Annotated in this window: 16 protein-coding genes and 1 tRNA gene; all 17 read left to right on the top strand. The window is 37.4% G+C overall.

Going from position 1 to position 21,815, the window contains the following annotated elements:
- Positions 1–28: 28 nt before the first annotated feature.
- The 17 genes from CLV62_RS00505 (at position 29) to CLV62_RS00425 (ending at position 21,804) form a co-directional block, all read left to right on the top strand.
- Positions 29–1,537: an NAD(P)H-hydrate dehydratase gene (locus tag CLV62_RS00505; protein ID WP_110308826.1), complete on the top strand. Its 1,509-nt coding sequence runs from the start codon at positions 29–31 to the stop codon at positions 1,535–1,537.
- 172 nt (positions 1,538–1,709) lie between these two features.
- Positions 1,710–1,781, top strand: a tRNA-Glu gene (locus tag CLV62_RS00500).
- A gap of 42 nt (positions 1,782–1,823) precedes the next feature.
- A complete protein-coding gene (gene rpsT / locus CLV62_RS00495) occupies positions 1,824–2,075 on the top strand; it encodes a 30S ribosomal protein S20 (protein ID WP_110308825.1) in 252 nt (83 codons plus the stop codon).
- 227 nt (positions 2,076–2,302) lie between these two features.
- Entirely contained in the window at positions 2,303–2,515 is a 213-nt protein-coding gene (locus tag CLV62_RS00490) for a hypothetical protein (protein WP_110308824.1), read from the top strand.
- Between the two features lie 234 nt (positions 2,516–2,749).
- Positions 2,750–4,708, top strand: a complete 1,959-nt coding sequence (gene gyrB / locus CLV62_RS00485) for a DNA topoisomerase (ATP-hydrolyzing) subunit B (RefSeq protein ID WP_110308823.1) — start codon at positions 2,750–2,752, stop codon at positions 4,706–4,708.
- Positions 4,709–4,851: 143 nt separating this feature from the next.
- Entirely contained in the window at positions 4,852–5,760 is a 909-nt protein-coding gene (locus tag CLV62_RS00480; protein ID WP_110308822.1) for a S66 peptidase family protein, read from the top strand.
- Entirely contained in the window at positions 5,748–7,256 is a 1,509-nt protein-coding gene (locus CLV62_RS00475) for a potassium/proton antiporter (protein ID WP_245903942.1), read from the top strand. Before CLV62_RS00480 ends, CLV62_RS00475 begins: the two co-directional genes overlap by 13 nt.
- Positions 7,257–7,409: 153 nt before the next feature.
- Positions 7,410–8,402: a M28 family peptidase gene (locus CLV62_RS00470; RefSeq protein WP_110308821.1), complete on the top strand. Its 993-nt coding sequence runs from the start codon at positions 7,410–7,412 to the stop codon at positions 8,400–8,402.
- Positions 8,403–8,452: 50 nt separating this feature from the next.
- A complete protein-coding gene (locus CLV62_RS00465; protein WP_110308820.1) occupies positions 8,453–8,884 on the top strand; it encodes a SufE family protein in 432 nt (143 codons plus the stop codon).
- 153 nt (positions 8,885–9,037) lie between these two features.
- Positions 9,038–10,441, top strand: coding sequence for an arylsulfatase (locus CLV62_RS00460; protein ID WP_110308819.1), 1,404 nt, complete (start codon positions 9,038–9,040; stop codon positions 10,439–10,441).
- A 283-nt stretch (positions 10,442–10,724) separates the two neighbouring features.
- Positions 10,725–13,265: an alpha/beta hydrolase family protein gene (locus CLV62_RS00455; protein WP_110308818.1), complete on the top strand. Its 2,541-nt coding sequence runs from the start codon at positions 10,725–10,727 to the stop codon at positions 13,263–13,265.
- Between the two features lie 162 nt (positions 13,266–13,427).
- Positions 13,428–14,759 carry a serine hydrolase domain-containing protein gene (locus tag CLV62_RS00450; protein WP_110308817.1) on the top strand — a complete coding sequence of 444 codons (1,332 nt, stop codon included), beginning with the start codon at positions 13,428–13,430 and terminating at the stop codon, positions 14,757–14,759.
- Between the two features lie 38 nt (positions 14,760–14,797).
- Positions 14,798–16,108 carry a M16 family metallopeptidase gene (locus CLV62_RS00445; RefSeq protein WP_110308816.1) on the top strand — a complete coding sequence of 437 codons (1,311 nt, stop codon included), beginning with the start codon at positions 14,798–14,800 and terminating at the stop codon, positions 16,106–16,108.
- A gap of 130 nt (positions 16,109–16,238) precedes the next feature.
- A complete protein-coding gene (locus CLV62_RS00440) occupies positions 16,239–18,284 on the top strand; it encodes a M16 family metallopeptidase (RefSeq protein ID WP_185144238.1) in 2,046 nt (681 codons plus the stop codon).
- A 138-nt stretch (positions 18,285–18,422) separates the two neighbouring features.
- Positions 18,423–20,438, top strand: a complete 2,016-nt coding sequence (locus CLV62_RS00435) for an AAA family ATPase (protein WP_110309240.1) — start codon at positions 18,423–18,425, stop codon at positions 20,436–20,438.
- Between the two features lie 54 nt (positions 20,439–20,492).
- Complete coding sequence (locus CLV62_RS00430; RefSeq protein WP_110308815.1) at positions 20,493–20,918, top strand: GNAT family N-acetyltransferase; 426 nt, start codon at positions 20,493–20,495, stop codon at positions 20,916–20,918.
- Between the two features lie 103 nt (positions 20,919–21,021).
- Positions 21,022–21,804 carry an NUDIX hydrolase gene (locus CLV62_RS00425; RefSeq protein WP_110308814.1) on the top strand — a complete coding sequence of 261 codons (783 nt, stop codon included), beginning with the start codon at positions 21,022–21,024 and terminating at the stop codon, positions 21,802–21,804.
- Positions 21,805–21,815: the final 11 nt, after the last annotated feature.

Genomic DNA, 21,815 nt, shown 5'->3' with positions numbered 1-21,815 from the left:
AAGTGTTTTTTTTTATAAGAACTAAGTTATGGTTAAGATTTTTAATGTATCTCAGATCAAGAAGATCGATGGTTGTACGGTCATCAATCAGGGCATTACATCTATAGATTTGATGGAAAGAGCTTCGCTTGCAGTTGCAGAAAAGCTCATCCGGTTTTTAGACCCCGATCAATGTATACTTGTTTTTGCCGGAACGGGTAATAATGGAGGCGATGCACTGGCTATTGCCCGTATACTTCTATCGAGACATTTTAAATTATACGTATATATTGTTGCTCCTGACGAGCTGTTTTCTGATGATTGCCTGGTGAATAAAGAATGTCTGGAGCGACTGACTGACGTGAAGCTTATTAAAGAAAATCAGGATATACCGCATATTCCTGAGGATTGCATTGTTATCGATGGATTGTTCGGGTCGGGTCTTAACCGTCCCTTGGAGGGTGTCTATCTGGATGTTGTAACGGTAATTAATGCCTCACATAATAAGGTGTATTCTGTTGATATGCCCTCGGGTATGTTTGTTGAGGATAATGCAAGTAATAATCCTGAAGGTATTATTAAGGCGGAAAAAGTATTTACTTTCCAATTTCCAAAACTTTCTTTACTGCTGCCCGACAGTGCGAATTATTGTAAGAAAATGACGGTCGTGAATATCGGGTTGTGTGAAAAATGCATCAAGGAAGAAGAAACTGATTTGTTCTTTATCGAAAAATCGGATGCAACACAATTGCCTATACCACGAGATAATTTTTCTCATAAAGGAACTTTTGGAAAGGCTTTGCTGATTGCAGGTTCATATGGTAAAATGGGAGCTGCTGTTTTGTCGGCTCGTGCTTGTCTGCGGACTGGTGTGGGATTACTTACTATGCATGTGCCTCGCTGTGGGGTCGATATCCTGCAAACTGCTGTTCCCGAAGCAATGGTTCAGGCTGATGAGTTTCCGGAGAATGTAAGTAGTGTGGGAGACAATATTGATCAGTTTGCTATTGGTATTGGTCCGGGTATAGGGACTGACGATAAGACTAAAGATTTATTATCCGATCTTTTTGATAAGTATCGTAAACCGATGGTTATCGATGCAGACGCTCTGAATATAATTGCCGGAGATGAATCACTCAAAGAAAAGATACCGTCTAAAAGTATTATTACGCCCCATCCTGTGGAATTCGATCGTTTAATGGGGGGTGTGTCTATTAATGGATATGAACGATTGCAAAAAGCTGGAGAATTTGCGAACAGGTATGATATTTACATTGTATTGAAGGGTGCATACTCTGCAATTATAACACCTGAACGAAAGGTGTACTTTAATTCGACCGGAAATCCCGGAATGGCGACCGGCGGAAGTGGTGATGTGTTGACCGGAATGATAACTTCTTTACTTGCTCAAAAATATTTGCCCCTGAATGCGGCAATTTTGGGAGTGTATTTACATGGGTTGGCAGGAGATTTAGCAGCAAAGTCAAAATCTCAGCAAGGAATGTTGCCTAGTGATATGATCGAATATATAGGAAAAGCATATCGGGCTTTGAAATAATGAAAAAAAGATGTACTTTTATGTTCTTGATTCTTAAAATTTTAGGGTTTTATGGCTAATTTTTTCGAAAAAAAGTATTGAGAATGTTTGCAGGAATAGAAATATCCACTACCTTTGCATCCGCAATCGAGAGATAACGACACTTGAAAAGTCAAGCTGTAACTCACAAATTGGTCCATTCGTCTATCGGTTAGGACGCCAGGTTTTCATCCTGGAAAGAGGGGTTCGACTCCCCTATGGACTACAAAAAAGAAATAGAAATTAAACAAGGAAATAGATTAGTCAAATGGCAAATCATAAATCTTCGATAAAAAGAATAAGACAAACAGATGTAAAACGTCTGCGTAATAGATATGTGGCTAGAACAACTCGTAGTTCGGTGAAAAAGTTTCGTGCTTTGACTGATAAAGATGAAGCTAGAAAATTATATCCATCTGTATCTTCAATGCTTGATAAATTAGCTAAAAAGAATGTTATTCATAAGAATAAAGCAGCTAATTTGAAATCTAAGCTTGCTCATTATATGAATTCTTTATAAGAAATTATATCTGAAAATAATACAAAAGGTCGAACTTTTAAGTTTGGCCTTTTTGCTATTTGTTTAACCCTCTGTTATGATCTGTTGGAGGTGTTTTGTTGTGAAATGTTCCAAAAGATTAATTTAAACTAAAAGTTGAGCAGATTGACCCATTTTCTGTGATATATACTATATTTGTGTCTTTCTAATGTTTAGAAAAGTATAACACAATTAAATTGTTTTGAATTATGAAAAAAATAGCTTTATCATTAGTAATGTCTTGTGCGTTGTTGGCTTCAAGCGCAGTTATGGCTCAGGATGCAAAACCAGCAAAAGCTGACAAGCCTAAAACAGAAGAAACAAAATCTTGCTGCTCAAAGAAGAAAGATGCCGACAAAAAAGGCACTTGCACAGAAAAAACTGACAAGAAAGAATCTTCTTCAACAGCCAAGAAGAAGTAAAATAGAATAAAAATCGGACTTTTGTCTGAGGAGTACGCTCGTAGTCATATCGTTGATTGCGAGCGTGTTTTTTTGTAGAAATGTAAATGTTTTTATGTTATGTTTTTTTGAGATTATGATATGCTAATCGACTTGTTTATAAGGGTAATTTTTTGTATATTTGTTTGCTTTTTTTGAAGGGTTCGTGCACTTCTGTTCAAACCTTCCTGAAAGATGCAAGCTAAATGAAATAAAATGACAGATAACGAAAAAAATCTAGCAAGCGGCTCGTATTCCGCCGACAATATTCAAGTATTAGAAGGTCTTGAGGCTGTTAGAAAGAGACCAGCCATGTATATTGGCGATATAGGTGAAAAAGGTTTACATCACTTGGTTTACGAAGTCGTCGATAACTCTATTGATGAGGCTTTAGCGGGTTATTGTAATGATATCAGAGTGACGATTTTAGAGGATAACTCTATTTCGGTATGGGACAACGGACGGGGTATTCCTGTAGGTATAATGGAGAAGGAGCAAAAATCGGCTCTCGAAGTTGTATTGACAGTTCTGCATGCCGGAGGTAAGTTCGATAAAGGGACTTATAAAGTATCAGGAGGTCTGCACGGAGTAGGGGTGTCATGTGTGAATGCATTATCTACTTATCTGAAAGCAGAAGTTCGCAGAGAAGGTAAAATACATATGTTGGATTTCTCTTGCGGAAAGCCATTGCATGAGGTTCAGATCTTAGGCGACTCTACAGAAACAGGTACAACTATAACATTTACACCTGATAACAGTATATTTATAACTACAGAATATAAATATGATACGTTAGCTTCACGTTTGCGTGAACTTTCATTCCTGAATGCAGGTATCAAGTTGTCATTGACTGACTTGAGACATAAAAAAGACGATGGTTCTTATAAATCGGATACTTTCTTTTCAGAAAAAGGTCTTGAAGAATTTGTGAGATATATAGATGCAGCCAAGGAAGCTCTTATTGAGGATGTTATACATATCAATACTGAAAAGCAAGGTGTTCCTGTTGAAGTTGCTATAACATATAATACATCTTATAATGAGAATGTATATTCGTATGTAAATAATATTCATACAATTGAAGGAGGTACTCACTTAACCGGTTTCCGTAGAGGATTGTCGCGTACTTTGAAGAAGTATGCCGATGATATGAAAATGCTGGATAAAGTGAAAGTTGATATCAGTGGCGATGACTTCCGTGAGGGGCTAACTGCTGTTGTATCAATTAAAGTTGCTGAACCTCAGTTTGAAGGACAGACCAAAACCAAGTTGGGTAACAATGAGGTAATGGGTGCTGTAGATCAGGCGGTAGGCGAAGCTTTGGGTTATTATCTGGAAGAACATCCGAAGGAAGCTAAAATAATTGTAGAGAAAGTTATACTTGCAGCTACTGCACGTTATGCGGCTCGTAAGGCTCGCGAAATGGTGCAACGCAAATCGCCGCTTACCGGTGGTGGATTGCCCGGGAAATTAGCTGACTGTTCAAGTAAAGACCCTGCAGTTTGTGAAATATTTCTTGTCGAAGGGGACTCTGCGGGTGGTACTGCCAAACAAGGACGCGACCGTGGATTTCAAGCTATTCTTCCATTGAGAGGTAAAATTCTGAATGTGGAGAAAGCGATGCAACACAAGGTGTTGGAAAGTGAAGAGATCAGAAATATATATACAGCTCTCGGGGTTACTATTGGTACCGAAGAGGATACTAAAGAATTGAATCTTGCAAAACTCCGTTATCATAAGGTGGTTATCATGACCGATGCCGATGTCGATGGTAGTCACATTGCAACGTTGATTCTTACTTTCTTCTTCCGTCATATGAGACCATTGATCGAGTTGGGATACATATATATTGCTACCCCTCCACTTTATCTGTGTAAAAAAGGTAAGGTTGAAGAGTATTGTTGGGATGACAGACAACGTCAGGCATTTATCGATAAATATGGTGATGGTAACGAAAGTGCTGTTCACACACAACGATATAAAGGTCTTGGAGAGATGAATGCAACTCAGCTTTGGGATACAACAATGAATCCTGAGCATAGAACGCTTCGTCAGGTAACGATTGAAAATGCTGCAGAAGCAGATCATATTTTCTCGATGCTGATGGGTGAAGATGTTGCTCCTCGCCGTGAGTTTATTGAAGAAAATGCTACTTATGCTAAGATAGACGTATAAGAAATAGCTTATAATATAAAATAGGAAAAGGATACAATATATATTGTATCCTTTTTTTGTGTGGTTTCGGTTCATAAAAAGATTGTTTTTCGATTTGTTTTTCTTAATAATTACTACATTTGTTATAAAGGAAATGTTTTAGGATGAAGAAAATAATATGTCCGCCCTTCTTAAATACACTTGACAAAGCAATAATAATATCTCCCTCAGGAAGTATAGATTCTCAATATATAGATAGTGCTTATCAGGTATTACAAGGTTGGGGCTTAATGGTCGAAATTGCTCCTCATGCAAGAGGGCAATACGGACGATATGGCGGTACGATAGAAGAACGGCTTTCTGATTTGCAAGAGGCTGTGGATGATGAGGATATAAAATTAATTTTTTGTTCCCGGGGAGGTTATGGAGTTGTCCAATTGCTGGATAAACTCAACTTAGAAGGGATAAAAGAGCATCCCAAATGGATTGTAGGATATAGTGATATTACCGCTTTACATTTGGCTTTACTTCAAAAAGGAATAGTTTCGCTTCATGCTCCTATGGCTCGTCATTTGAGTGAAGACAGCAATGATACCGCAAGTTGTTTTCTGAAAGAGACATTATTTCGGGGGATGCCCGACTATACAATAACTTCTCATCTATTAAACAGGGAAGGCATTATGGAGGGGAAATTGTTTGGTGGAAATCTGGCTGTGCTAAGTAGCTTGATAGGTACGCCTTATGTGGATGTTCCTGAAAACGGAATACTATTTATAGAAGATATCGGAGAGGCTCCTTATAAAATAGATCGTATGATGTGGCAATTGAAACTGTCGGGAATACTGAGTCGCTTATCAGGATTGATAGTCGGTCAGTTTACGGATTGCCCCGAAGATACAGCGATGGGTTCTACCATTTATGAGTCGATCAGAAGTACAGTTGATGATTATAATTATCCGGTTGTTTTTGATTTTCCTGTAGGTCATGTCAAAGAAAATTATCCGCTTTTACATGGAGGAATGGCAAAAATAGAAGTGAAAGAAGATAAAATAACAATGAAATGGATCATATAATGTTAGAGACTGTTTTGTTGATATTGTCGGTACTCCTTTTTATAAGCATAGTAGTTGGTAGAATAGGAGGGCGTTTGGGGATTCCGGTACTTGTTTTGTTTCTTGCTGTAGGCATGATTTTTGGTTCTGATGGAGTAGGAATTATTTTTGATAATTTATACTTGGCGGAGGCTATAGGTACTGTAGCTCTTTGTATCATATTGTTTTCGGGTGGTTTAAACACCAAATTCAAGGAAATAAAACCTATCATAGGACAAAGTATAATGCTGGCAACCGTAGGTGTGGTAGTTACTGCAGCTCTTACAGGATTGTTTGCATGGTGGTTATGTGGTGAGTTATTACCGTCTGTTGGTATTTCTCTATTAACAGCGGTATTACTGGCATCGGTGATGTCGTCTACCGATTCGGCAGCGGTATTTGCAATACTCGGCTCGAAAAATGTGCAATTGAAACATAACTTGAGACCAACTCTCGAATTTGAAAGTGGTAGTAACGATCCTATGGCTTATATGCTGACAATTACACTTATAGGGTTGATAAAAGCAGGAGGAGAGCCCAATATACTGATGATAGTTCTGTCTATAATTATGCAAATACTTGTAGGAGCTACTGTTGGGTATTTTGTAGGACGGTTTGCGGTATATGTTCTCAATAGAATAAAGATTGGTAATGAGGTTTATTATCCTATTATCGTACTGACGTTTTGTATATTTATCTTTTCATTTACACATTTTGTGAATGGCAACGGCTATTTGGCTGTATATATAGGAGGGCTGATTATTGGTAATTCTAAGTTTGTTACGAAGCGAACAACCTTCAAAATGTTTGATGCTATATCGTGGTTGAGCCAGATTCTGATGTTCTTAACTCTGGGATTATTAGTAAACCCAACAGAGTTGCTTCCTATTGCTGTGCCTGCTCTCCTTATCGGTTTGTTTATGATGTTTGTAGCACGTCCTGTCAGTGTTTTTATTAGTATGCTGCCTTTCCGAAAGGTTGGTTTTAAGGATAAAATATTTGTTTCATGGGTCGGATTAAGAGGTGCTGTACCTATTATCTTTGCTATTTTTCCTCTTACCGCAGGCGTACCACATGCTCAATTTATTTTCAATATAGTGTTTTTCATAACCTTATTGTCTATTTTATTGCAAGGTACTTTCCTGACTCAGATGGCAAAATGGTTAGGGCTCTTAGGGCCAATTAAAGTACGCCGTCGTCATGACGACTTCGACATGGATTTACCCGAAGAAATAGGCTCTCTTTCCATTGAGATAGAAGTTACGGAGCATGCTGTTAAAGATGGAAATAGATTGATGAATATGCCTTTACCAGACGATGCATTGGTGGTGATGGTAAAGCGTAATGACAAATATTTTGTACCAAAGGGTAAGACCGAATTGCATGTGGGCGATAAGCTTTTGGTGATGATGAATAGCGAGGAAACCTTGACTCAGACATATCAGAATATGGGGTTGTCGGGTGGTTATCATAAATAATAAATTGAGGTTTACAGACCTATTTATTGCTATCATTACATATCTTTGTAAGAAAGTAAGGTGTGAGACCTTTGTGATTTTTTGTTGTAAAGATAAAAGGATCAAGATATCACCCATGAGGAACCATGAATATTTACGTTACTTATATAACTTATGATTTTTAGAAATGTAACTTTAACCTGTTTTATGGTGGGCCTATTGGCTTGTTCGTGTGGACAGAAAACCGTAAATAACACAACAGTGTCGGAACGTTATGAACAAGTATCTCCCGATTTTAATTCGGACAGTGCTTTTTATTTTGTGGATAAACAAGTAGCCTTCGGACCACGTGTGCCTAACACCGAAGCTCATAGAGCGTGTGGTGATTATCTGGTGTCTCAGTTGGAGCGGTTTGGGGCTAAGGTGATTGAGCAAAAAGTAGATTTAAAGGCTTTTGACGGAACGATACTACATGCACGCAATATAATAGGTGCATTTAACCCCGAAAAAACAGACCGTATATTATTATTTGCACACTGGGATACACGTCCTTTCTCGGATAAAGATCCTGATGAGAAGAATTATCATACGCCCGTACTAGGTGCTAATGATGGAGCAAGTGGAGTGGGAGTCTTACTCGAAGTTGCCCGTATATTGCAGGAAAAGGCTCCTGATTTAGGTGTTGATATCATCTTTTTTGATGCCGAGGATTATGGTACACCTAATTTTGTTCATGATATTCCCTCAGGAGAAGGATGGTGTTTGGGTTCGGAATATTGGTCTAACAACCCTCATGTGCCCGGATATAAAGCACGTTTTGGTATTCTTCTGGATATGGTTGGTGCTCCTGATGCTACTTTTTATAAAGAATCAATATCAAGGCAATATGCCCGAGGCATTGTTGAAAAGGTATGGGGTACAGCTCGTGATTTAGGATACGGAAAACATTTTGTAGATAAAGACGGTGGAGGTATTACTGATGATCATCTGCCTGTAAATGAGAATAGAGGCATACCCAGCATCGATATTATTCAATATGATTTGAGTACCGATTCGGGTTTTGGATGGTATCACCATACAACAAAAGACGATATGAGCAATATCAGTAAAGAGACGCTTAAGGCTGTCGGACAGACAGTATTGGAAGTAGTCTATAAAGAGAAATAAGGTTTAAAAAACCTATCTGTTTTTTAATATTTCATTGTACATTAATAGAAATGAATCAAGCAAAAATAAACGATATTCAAGACGAAATAATAGAAGAATTTTCGATATTCGAAGATTGGATGGATAAATATGCCTACCTGATCGAATTGGGAAATTCATTAGAACCTTTAGACGAAAAGTATAAAGTAGAACTAAACCTGATAGAAGGTTGTCAAAGCCGTGTTTGGTTACAAGCTGAATGCGAAAATGGTATTGTAACATTCAAAGCTGAAAGTGATGCGGTGATTGTAAAAGGAATTATAGCCTTATTGATACGGGTTCTGACTAATCATACACCGGACGAAATTATAAATGCAGATTTGTATTTCATAAATAAAATAGGCTTGAATGAGCATCTTTCCCCAACCCGTTCGAATGGATTGGTGTCGATGGTAAAGCAAATGAGGTTTTACGCTATGGCATTCAAAGCTAAAAACGCTTAATTGAATAGATTACAGAGATAGGGAGTTGCCCTGTCTGTGATAAATATCCGACTAGTTTCTGTTATTGTTACTCTCTCAGTAGATGGCAATAACAGAAATTGTGTTTGATATAGTTTCCTGATGAATAACCTAATTCTAATATAATTATAAGCTATGAAAGTTCAATTGTTGTTTCTGTCAAGTGCATTTTTGTCAGTACAAACTGCATGTAAAAGCGAGACTCTTAAAGATCAGGCACCTATGAATGTGATATACATTCTGGCAGACGATTTGGGATATGGCGATATCGGATGTTATGGTCAGGAGAAAATAAAGACCCCTAATATTGATCAACTGGCGGGCGAAGGGATGTTATTTACCCAACATTATGCAGGCTGTACGGTGAGTGCACCTTCGAGAGGTTCGCTAATGACAGGATTGCATACGGGACATTCGCAAATACGTGGAAATAAAGAAATCAAACCCGAAGGTCAACAACCGATGCAGGAAGGTACTTATACGCTGGGTACTTTAATGAAGTCTGCCGGATATGCTACCGGTATCTTTGGTAAATGGGGATTAGGCTATCCCGGTTCAGCCTCTGTTCCTTCGAAAATGGGATTCGATGAATTCTATGGTTATAACTGCCAACGCGAAGCTCACACATATTACCCCGAACATTTGTGGCATAACGATAATATTGTTCTGCTTTCTGAAAATGAAAATAATGGCAGGAAAGTTTATTCTCAGGATTTAATCCATCAACAAGCCATGCAATTTATACAAGCGAATAAAGACAAACCCTTTTTCGCTATGCTGACGTATACACTGCCACATGCCGAATTGAATTTACCTCATGACTCACTCTATCAAATGTACGAAAATGCTTTTGAGGAAGTTCCTTATGATGGAAGTGCAGGTTATTATGCAAGTGAAAAACCTTATGCTTCTTTTGCTGCTATGGTTTCGAGGCTCGATATGTATGTGGGAGAAGTTGTTGCCCAGTTGAAAGATTTAGGATTGGATAAAAATACAATCATTATTTTCACCAGCGACAATGGCCCTCACCGTGAAGGTGGAGCTAATCCCGATTACTTTAAAAGTTATGGTCCTTTAAAAGGCGTGAAGCGTGATGTATATGAGGGTGGAATACGTGTGCCTATGATTGTGTGGTCTCCCTCTAAAATAAAGGGAGGCGTAAAAACCGATCATATAAGTGCTTTTTGGGATGTGATGCCTACTTTGGCTGAACTGACAAATGTTACCTTGCCCGAAAAAGGTGATGGAATATCTTTTCTTCCAACATTATTTTCGACTACTGATCAGAAACAACATGAATATTTGTATTGGGAATTTCACGAAATGAATGGACGTGAAGCTCTCCGCAGTGGAAATTGGAAACTTATCCGTCAACCAATAGTAGGCGAAACTATATTGGAGTTGTATGATTTGGATAAAGATATTCATGAAGATCAGAATCTGGCAACTCTTAAACCCGAGAAACTGAGTGAACTTGTACTTCTGATGGATAATGCACGTACTGAATCTCCATTATTTAATTTTGGACGAAAAAACTAAAGTTGCGTGTACTCTTATTGTATTTGTAGCTAAAACAGTTATAAGGTCACAGACCTTTTTATTGCTTTGGCAGGCATAACAACCAGAGATAGTTATACTGATAAAACATCGCATTAAATATTAAACGTTACTTAAAACTGGTAACATGAGAATATATCATTAAATAGAGCTATTATTTAAATCATTATTCTGTGTATATTTACTGAATAAAGTACACAAATAAATAGGTCTGAGACCAAAACATAAACAAAATCTTGTTAGAGCAGGATTAAATATTGTAATTATGACAAAGCCAAAGTATTATTTTATCCTCTGTTGTCTGCTAATTTGCCATACCGCATTTGCACAGCAAACCATTACTTTGAAAAGGTTGTTTTCGACTGGCAAACCATATAATGTTGAAAATCCTGTAATGATCGATTCCGTTAATTTGAAAGGGAGTAAGTTTGATAATAAAGATTTGTTGGAATCTTTTATTTCGTTTCCCGATCAGAGTGCTTTTACAGAGGAACTGAAACCTGATTTGTCTAATTACTTTTTTGTGACTAAAGCTCAACGAGGTGCACGCTTTCATTTACTCTCTTTTCGGGTAAATGTGGATAAGTATGCAAAAACGAACATAAGAATAACTGCTCCCAGTATGTTTGAGGCATATATCAATGGGAACAAAGAGACTTCTAAAACTTCGATAGAGGATACGCTCTCGACTTCTAAAACGATAAAACTGAACTTCCCCGCTTTGCCCGGTACATATACCGTACTTATTAAGTATATGAGTTTGGCAACTAATAAAAGTGCCGAAGGAATCAAGGTAACGATAGAGCCCGAAGACAAAAAATCTACTGTAAATTACACTTTCGACAATGGAGATAAAAGAAACATCACGATAAAAGACCTTTTGGATGGTGAGCGTGTGTCGTCTACCTCGATTTCTCCTAACGGACAGTATATTTTATTGGGCTATACAACTACCAAGAGTGATGGGAAAACATTCTCTACTAAGGAACTTCTGTCTCTTAAAACCAATAAGAGGGTAGCGTTGGCGAACAGCAATAAATATGAGTGGATGCCTACCACAAATAAGTTCTACTACACTGATAATGCAAGTGGCGAAGTAAAACTGATAGTGGTTGATCCCGAAACAATGGTTGAACAAGTATTGTCTAACAATATACCTACGGGCGATTTCCAAATAGCCTACAATGAGCAATATTTGATATATACAGACCGTGAGGCTGCCGATGCTCCAAAGGGTGATCTTATTCTATTAACAGCCCCTGAGAGCAGACAGCCTAATAATTATGATCGGTATTTTCTTTCTCTTTACGACCTTTCTACAGGAATAAAACAAAGGTTGACATTCGGTAAACATTCTACAAGTCTGAATGATATAAGTAAAGATTCACGCTATCTGCTTTATTCTGTAACGGAATATACTCCAACCATTCGCCCGTTCTTTCAGACATCCATGTATAGGCTTGATGTGCAAACATTAGCCGTAGACACTTTGTGGACTAATGAAGGTTTTGCAAACTCAGCTTCTTTTTCTCCCGATGGAAAGAGTATTCTTATCGGAGGTTCGGGTGAAGCTTTTGGAGGAATTAGTCAAAATATAAAAGAAGGGCAAATTGCAAATAGCTATAATAATCTGGCTTTTATTATGGATATTGCAACACGTAAAGTAGAAGCTATCAGCCGCGATTTTACGCCAAGCATCAATAGATCGTTTTGGAATGTATCGGATGGTATGATTTATTTCTCGGTGACAGATAAAGATTATGAACGAATCTATAAATACGATCCCAAACAAAAACAATTCACACTTTTACCTTTAAGTGAGGATGTGATCAGATCTATTTCTTTTGCTGAAAGTAGTACATCTGCAACTTATTTTGGTGTAGGTCTTTCTAATTCTACCCGTGCTTATGCTTTAGATCTGAAAAATCAGAGATCAACACTTATTGCCGATCCATATAACAAGACATTAAGTCAATTAAGTTTAGGAAAAACAGAAGATTGGACTTTTACCGCTTCGGATGGTACAACTATTGATGGCAGGTATTACTTACCGCCTAACTTCGATCCGACAAAGAAATATCCAATGATTGTTTATTACTATGGAGGTACAATGCCAACACCACGAACTCTGGAATCACCTTATCCATCGCAGGTATATGCCGCTTTAGGGTATGTGGTATATGTGCTTCAACCAAGTGGAACAACAGGATATGGGCAAGAGTTTGCGGCACGTCATGTAAATGCATGGGGAAAACGAACTGCTGATGATATTATAGAGGGAACCAAAAAGTTTGTAGAAGAGCATCCGTTTGTAAATGGCAATAAAATTGGCTGTATAGGGGCTTCTTATGGAGGCTTTATGACTATGTATTTACAAACTCAAACCGATTTGTTTGCGGCTGCCATATCTCATGCTGGTATAAGTTCTATTGCCAGCTATTGGGGCGAAGGCTTTTGGGGATATACATATAGCTCGGGAGCAAGTGCACATAGTTACCCATGGAATAACCCAGAGATGTATGTAGGACAAAGTCCATTGTTTCAAGCCGATAAAGTGAAGACTCCTATTTTGTTACTGCATGGTACAGAAGATACTAATGTGCCTATTGGCGAAAGCATTCAGATGTACACAGCACTTAAAATATTAGGAAAGCCTGTTGAATTTATACAAGTAAAAGGTGAAAACCATGGTATAAGAGATTACAAAAAGCGTATTGAATGGAATAATTCGATCTATGCTTGGTTCTCTAAATGGTTGCAAGACGATTCTTCTTGGTGGGATAGTTTGTATCCAAAACAAAACTAAAAAATAAGCCTTTATTTGTGATGAAATCATTAATATTGTGTGATTATTTTTCACAAATGTCGACAAATAGGCAGGAAAAAGTATTTAGTGATATACTCCTTATTTATAACAAGCCTATTTCCGTTGTATTTACCAAAGTAATAAAAGGTCTAAAATCTTAATATGAATAATAACAAAATGAGATTGATGTTTTTTACGTTAGCCCTATTCTTGGGTGTAATTCCTGCTGTGTTTTCATTTGAGAAATCGAAAATGGACAGCCTTTTTTCTGTTATAGAGAATAATGACAAAGGGATGGGTAGTATTTCTATCTTTCACGACGGTAAGGAAGTTTATAGTAAGAGTTACGGGTATTCTAATATCGAAAATAAGATTAGTGCAAACTCTGATACTAAGTATAGGGTAGGGTCTGTGTCGAAAACGTTTACAGCCACTATAATAATGAAATTAGTGGAAGATAACAAGTTGACGCTAGATACTAAATTAAGTAAATTCTATCCTCAGATCATAAATGCCGACGATATTACAATTGAAGATTTATTACGACATAGAAGCGGCATATTTAACTTTACGAGTGCTGCCGATTATTTAGAATGGCATACGATTCCACTGTCTAAAGAGCAACTTTTGGATAAGATGGTTTCTTATGAGAACTCGTTTAAACCAAATGAAAAAGCCGAATATTCGAACTCCAATTATGTTTTGCTGACTTTTGTTGCTGAGGATGTTAGTCATAAAACATTTTCGGACTTGCTAAATGAATATATAATAAAACCATGTGGTTTGAAAAATACTTCGATTGGATCAAAAATAAACAAAACGAAGAATGAAGCTGACTCATATACCAAACTCGGAGAGTGGAGACTTGAAAAAGAGACTGATTTGAGTTTTGTGTTAGGTGCAGGAGCTTTAATTTCGACTCCTACGGATTTAAATACTTTTTACAATAAGCTTTTTGAAGGAAAAATAGTTGATCAAAAAAGTTTGGAGTTAATGAAGACTATTAAAGATGGATTTGGAATAGGATTATTTCAAGTTCCTTTTTATGATCTGAAAGGCTTTGGACATACCGGTGGGATAGATGGCTTTCAGGCAAATGTGTTCTACTTTCCAGAGCAAAAGGTTTCAATTTCTTTAACTTCTAATGCCGTAGATTTTCCATTAAATGATATACTACTCGGAGCATTAAGTATTTATTGGAATAAAGAATATAAACTTCCGGTATTTAAAAAAGCAGTTGCTCTAAAATCGGAAGATTTGGATAAATATCTGGGAGTATATTCTGCCCCGAATTTCCCTATAAAACTAACAATAAGTAAAGAAGGAAATATTCTGAAGGGACAAGGTACAGGGCAGCCTGCATTTGCGTTAGAGTGTTTTGACGTAAATAAATTCAAATTCGATCAGGCAAAACTTAAAATAGAATTTTATCCTGACGAAAATAAAATGATTTTAAAACAAGGTGGTGCAGAGTTTGATTTGAAAAGAGAATAGCTCACATTACTGAATATAAATAGTTGAAAATTGAAGGTATGAAGAAAGTTTTTATAGCATTCGGACTATTTCTTATCTCGGGAGTTGCTGTTATGGCACAACATATCGAGTTTGAGGAGTTTACTCTGGATAATGGATTACATGTTATTTTGCAGCAAGATAAATCGGCTCCCGTAGTGACTACGTCCGTAATGTATCATGTGGGTGCTAAGGATGAAAATCCCGATCGTACAGGTTTTGCTCACTTCTTTGAGCATCTGTTGTTTGAAGGTACAGAGAATATTCCTCGCGGACAGTGGGATAAAATTCTGGGTGCAAACGGTGGGCAGGGAAATGCCAATACCGATGACGATAGAACGTATTATTATGAAACTTTTCCTTCCAACAATTTACAATTGGCTTTGTGGATGGAGTCGGAACGTATGTTTCACCCTGTAATCAACCAGATAGGAGTAGATACTCAACGCGAAGTGGTGAAAGAAGAGAAACGAATGAGAATGGACAACGCACCTTATGGAGGGCTTTGGGAAGTAATCAAGAAGAATTTGTTTACAAAACATCCTTATCGTTGGGCTCCAATTGGTTCGATGGAACATTTAGATGCTGCGACCTTGGACGAGTTTAAAGCTTTCTTCAAAAAATACTATGTTCCAAACAATGCTGTATTGGTAGTAGCCGGAGATTTTGATACCAAACAAGCAAAAGAATGGATTACCGACTATTTCGGAACTATTCCAAGAGGAGCGGATGTTATTAAACAACAATTTGTAGAAGATCCTATTACTACACAAATTAATGCTACTCACGAAGACGCCAATATTCAGATTCCGATGTTGCTTAATGCATATCGCATACCTTCGATGAAGGAGCGCGATGCTCGCGTTTTAGAGATGATATCTTCGGTGTTGAGTGGTGGTAAAAGTTCGAGACTTTATAAAAGACTTGTAGATAAAGATAAACTGGCTTTGGAGGCTGGCTCATTTAATCTGGCAGAAGAAGATTACAGTGCATATATTGTATATGCGTTGCCAATGACAGGTAAAACATTGCCCGAAATTCAAGTGGTTATAGATGAAGAGGTAGCTAAATTGCGTACTGAGCTTATCTCGGAAAGGGAATATCAAAAATTGCAGAATCAGTTCGAGAATGCTTATGTGAGTCAAAATGCAACGAGCGAAGGTGTAGCACATAGCTTAGCCGAATATTATTTGTTATATGGCGATGTTAAACTTATCAACAGCGAAATTGATATTTACAGATCGATAACAAGAGAGGAAATCAGAGATGTGGCTAATAAATACTTGCAGCCAAATCAACGATTGGTACTTGATTATCTTCCTAAAAAATAAAGTTTCATTCTAGCTAAAGCCAAGCAAAGGTCTCAGACCTTTTTATTGCTTTGTCTCGGCACAACAACCGGAGGCGGTTTGCTGATAAAACATAGTATTAAATATTTAGCATTACTTAAAAGAATAAAAGATGAAAAAAATAATATATATAGTTGTTGCACTTGTAATATCTCTGTCTTTGCAAGCACAGATAGACAGATCGGTACAGCCCAAACCGGGTCCCGCACCCACGATTAATCTGGGAAAACCTCAAACCTTTACATTGCTAAACGGATTGAAAGTATTGGTGGTCGAAAATCATAAATTACCAAGAGTAACATTCTCTTTGTCGTTAGATAATCCGCCATCAGTTGAAGGTGCTATCAAAGGTGTTGACAACCTGACCAGTTCTTTGATGGGCAACGGTACATCAAAAATAAGTAAGGATGAGTATAACGAACAACTCGATTTTTATGGTGCATCCATAGGATTTAGTGTTCATAATATTGGAGGTACAACCTTGTCGAAGTATTTCCCCGAGGTGCTTACATTAGCATCTAAGGGGGCACTTGGTCCTTTATTTACGGAGGAAGAACTTGAAAGTGAAAGAGCTAAATTACTCGATAATATTAAAGTTCAGGAGAAGAGTGCAAGTGCTATTGCCGCACGAGTGCAAGATGTATTGTTGTATGGTAGAAATCATCCTAAGGGAGAGTATCTGACCGAGGAATCTATCAATAAGATAACATTGGCAGATGTGAATAAATACTATCAACAATATTTTGTACCCGAAAATGCTTATTTGGTAATAGTGGGAGATGTGCAGTTTGATGAGGTAAAGAAACTGGTTACAGAAAATTTCTCTTCTTGGAAAAAAGCCTCTGCTCCTAAGAGTGTTTATACTGAACCGGTGAATCTGACAGAAACTAAAATAGGATTTGTAGATGTTCCGAATGCTGTTCAGTCTGAAATTTCGGTTAATAATATTGTAAACCTGAAAATGACCGATCCCGATTATTTTGCTGCCCTTTTGGCTAATTATATTCTGGGAGGAGCTAGTGACGGTTATTTGTTCATGAACCTTAGAGAAGGTCATGGCTGGACTTACGGAGCTTATTCGAGTCTTTCGGGCGATAAACATACCTCTGATTTTTCTGCATCTGCTGCGGTTCGTAATGCTGTAACAGATAGTGCTTTGGTGGAAATGTTGAATGAAATCAAGAGAATACGTACAACTCTACCTACAGAGAAAGAGCTGGAACTGGCAAAGGCTAAATACGTTGGTAATTTTGTAATGAATGCGGAGAAACCAACAACTATTGCAAGTTTCGCACTTCGTGAAAGAACACAATCGTTGCCAGCCGATTTTTTTGAAAACTATATCAAGAATATTGATGCGGTTACCTTAGAGCAAGTGCAGGCTGCTGCTAAAAAGTATTTTTCGGACGATGCTGCACGTATAGTTATTGCAGGTAAAGCTTCGGATGTATTGCCTGGCTTAGAGAGATTGGGTATTCCTGTTGAGTTTTTTGATAAATACGGAAATCCGACTACCAGACCCGAAGAGAAGAAAGTAGAAGAGGGTGTTACTGTAAAAGATATATTAGCTAAGTATATAAATGCGATAGGAGGAGAAGAGGCTCTTAAGGCAATAAAAACTCTTTCGTATACATCAACAGCCAGTATACAGGGACAAGAGATAACTTTGTTGAAGAAAACGACTGCGGATGGAAAATCGCTTCAAATGATAACCGGTATGGGAATGACTTTGCTAAAAACTGTATATGATGGCAAAACAGGATTTGTAGAAGTACAGGGACAACGCAAAGATATGTCTGCCGAAGATTTGGCTGATCTAAAATATTCTGCTATTTTCCCTGAATTGTTGATGGTTCAATCTTCTACTATTGAAGTCGCAGGAATCGAAAATCTAAACGGGGCGGATGCCTATAAATTAGTTGATGGTTCTATCAGCTACTACTATGATGTAAATAGTGGATTGAAGATTGCAGAAGGTGTGAAGAAAGAAGTTGCTCCAGGTCAGGAAGTCGATCAAATCGGTTTTTATAGTGATTACAGAGAGATTTCGGGAGTGAAGATACCTTACAAATCAACCATGAATGTTGGTGTTGAAATAGAACTCAATGTTGTGGATGTGAAGGTGAATGAAGGTGTTTCTGATACCGATTTTCAATAATTCACTTCATAGAATGACAAAAAAGACTGAGGTCTTAAATACTTAAGAGTACTTAATATAATAAATAGAAGCCTTGATTCGGGATGCCGATTCAAGGCTTTTTTTGTATTTTTGTATTACAAGAAAAAGGAGAAAATTTTGACGCCATCTATAGATACATCCAATCCCGAATTTAAGAATGCATTAGACTTGATAACCCGTACCCGTCAATCTGTTTTTTTGACAGGAAAAGCAGGTACAGGAAAATCTACGTTCTTAAAACATTTGTGTGATATAACGAAGAAAAAGTATGTAGTGCTTGCCCCAACGGGTATCGCAGCCATTAATGCCAATGGATCTACGATTCATTCATTCTTCAAATTACCTTTCCGTCCGATGTTACTCGACGATCAGGATTTGAGTTTGGTGAATGGACGTATATTTGAATTCTTTAAATACAAGAAAGATCATAGAAAGCTGATTCAAGAGGTTGAGCTTATCATTATTGATGAGATTTCGATGGTACGTGCTGATATGATCGATTGTATTGATCGTATTTTACGCGTCTATTCCAATAATATGCGTACACCTTTTGGGGGTAAGCAATTGGTTTTTGTGGGCGATGTTTTTCAGTTGGAGCCTGTCGTAACAAGCGATTCTAAAGATATTCTGAGTAGGTTTTATCCTAATCCCTACTTCTTTTCGGCTAAAGTGTTTTCCGAAGCTAAATTGGTTCCTATTGAGTTTACTAAGATATATCGTCAAACCGATCGTGTCTTTATTTCTATTCTCGATAAAATAAGAACGGGAGTAGTAGGTTCAGCAGAAATGCAAACCTTGAATACAAGGTTTCAGCCCTCATTTAATCCTTCTGAGGATGAAATGTATATCACATTGGCTACACGCCGTGACAATGTTGATTACATTAACGAAAAGAAAATGGCTGAATTGGAAACTCCCGAGTTTATCAGTAATGGTACAATAGACGGAGACTTTCCCGAATCGAGTTTGCCAACTGCTAAGAACTTGCTGTTAAAGGAACATGCACAAGTAATGTTCATTCATAACGACGTTCAATGGCCACGGCGTTGGGTGAACGGGACCTTGGGAGTAGTATCCAATATCGATGAAATGGATAATGTCTATGTCTTGTTGGAAGACGGCAAAGAAGTATTAGTCGATCTCGAAACCTGGCGAAACTACAGATACAAGTATAATGAAGCAGAGAAAAAAATAGAAGAAGAAATAATAGGTACTTTTACTCAGTTGCCACTTAAAGCGGCTTGGGCTATCACTGTGCATAAAAGTCAGGGATTGACCTTTAGCCGGGTGATTGTCGATTTCAACGGGGGAGTTTTTGCAGGAGGTCAGGCTTATGTTGCTTTAAGTAGATGTACCTCATTGGAAGGTATGGTTCTGCGGAAGATGATAAGCAGATCAGATGTATTTGTTCGTCCCGAGATTATAGAATTCAGTCGCCAGTTCAATAATCAACAGTTGATCGAAAAAGCTTTGAAAGAATCTGATGCCGATTATCTGTATGGTAAGACGGTGAGTGAATTCGAAGATCGTAATTTCGAAGAGTGTATCGATACTTTCTTTAGAGCAATACGTGCCCGTTATGATATTGAAAAACCTCTATCGAAACGATTTATCCGTCGTAAACTGAATGTTATCAACGAACTCGAACAGCAAAATAAATTACTTATAAGTAAGATGCTCGAACAAAGAACAGCTTTGCATAAGTATGCCGAAGAATATTATTTGTTGGGTAACGAATGTATTGTTTCTTATAAAGATACAAGAGCTGCTTTGGCTAACTTCAATAAGGCATTGGATTTAGATCCCACATACGTAGATGCTTGGGTACGCAAAGGTGTTACTCTATACGATTTGACTGACTATTATGAAGCCGATGTCTGTTTCAATAAAGCGGTAAGTCTTAGTCCTATGTCATTTAAAGCTCTGTATAATAGAGGTAAGAATAGAATAGCTATGGAGGAATACGAATTGGCTATTACTGACTTGGATCGTGCTTCGGTGATTAAACGTGACCACGCACCTTGCCATGAATATTTGGCTCAGTGTTATTCATCAATCGGTAATGAGGAATTGTCTATTAAACATCTGATGATTGCCCGAGAAATAAAGGGTATAGATCCCGATGAAGATTAAGGTCTCAGAATTTTTTATTATTTTACGAGGTTATAATCATATTAATATGTTCTTATGGAATTAATATATCAGGAAAACTGTGAAAATATAAATTGGGAAGAAGTTCCTCAATTGCTCGAAAAAGTTGGAATGTCATTTGTTGATGTCGAAAGACATCGTATTTCGTTCGAAAATAGCTTTGCTGTAGTCTTTGTTTTTGATAAGAAAAAAATGGTTGGTATTGGACGGAGCATTTCAGATGGAGTTCGTCAGTCGGCTCTATATGATATTGCAATCGATCCTACTTACCAAGGTTGTGGAATTGGTCGTAAAGTAATTGATATATTGGTGAATGCGACTCCCGATTGTAATTTTGTTTTGTACGCTTCGCCCGGAAAAGAAGATTTTTACAGAAAGCTTGGTTTTAAGAAAATGAAGACAGGAATGATGCTTTTTGCTGATCCTAGAAGGATGGAAGATGGAGTTTTTGTTGATAAATAAGTTAATTTAATGATGAAAATATTATCTTTGTAGATATAACACAATAGAAATCTGATTTTTATTAGAATTATTTATTAATAGTAGACAAAAAACATAATTAAAAATGACAAAACGGTATCCGACAGCAGAAGTTCTTGCACAGGCTAATGATACTTTCTTGGACAGTGTTTCTGTCGACTGTGTGATTTTAGCTTTTCATCAAGGTAGTTTAAAAGTACTTCTCAATAAATTTAAGATAAGCGACAAGTGGATGTTGCCTGGTGGATTTGTTCATATCGATGAAAATGTGGATGATGCAGCAAATCGTATTTTGAAATTTAGAGTGGGTATTGCAGACCTTTATTTAAAACAATTTCATCTCTTTGGCAATTGCGATAGAACAAGAAAAGAAGAAAGCTTAAAGATGCTGGATTCTTGGGGAATAACACCCGAAAATGGGCACTGGTTTCTGAAACGCTTTGTTTCGATGGGTTATTATGCTCTTGTAGAGTATAGTAAGGCGTCGATAAGTATAGATGAATCAGTTGAAGAAGTAGGATGGTACGATTTGGATAAGTTGCCCGAACTTTATGCAGACCATGGTGCAATAGTTGAAAAAGCAATTAATACAATTCGCATACAAATTGGTATTGTACCGATTGGCTATGAATTATTGCCCGAAAAGTTTACAATGCCTGAGCTTCGTTTAATTTATGAAGCTATCTTGGGTTATGAGCTCGATAGGAGAAACTTCCAGCGTAAGATGTTATCCGTAGGTTTGATAAACAGATTGGATGAAAAACGTAAAAACGGTGCTCATAAAGCTCCTTACTTATACTCTTTCAATAGAGAAAAATATGAAGAGGCTAGTTTAGGAGGAGTGCATTTAATGCCATGGACGCATTGATTTGAGATAAC

Source organism: Indolivaga alginatilytica (genome assembly GCF_003201355.1).
In the GTDB taxonomy this organism is placed as follows: domain Bacteria; phylum Bacteroidota; class Bacteroidia; order Bacteroidales; family Dysgonomonadaceae; genus Dysgonomonas_A; species Dysgonomonas_A alginatilytica.
This window is presented reverse-complemented; position numbering and strand designations above follow the sequence as displayed.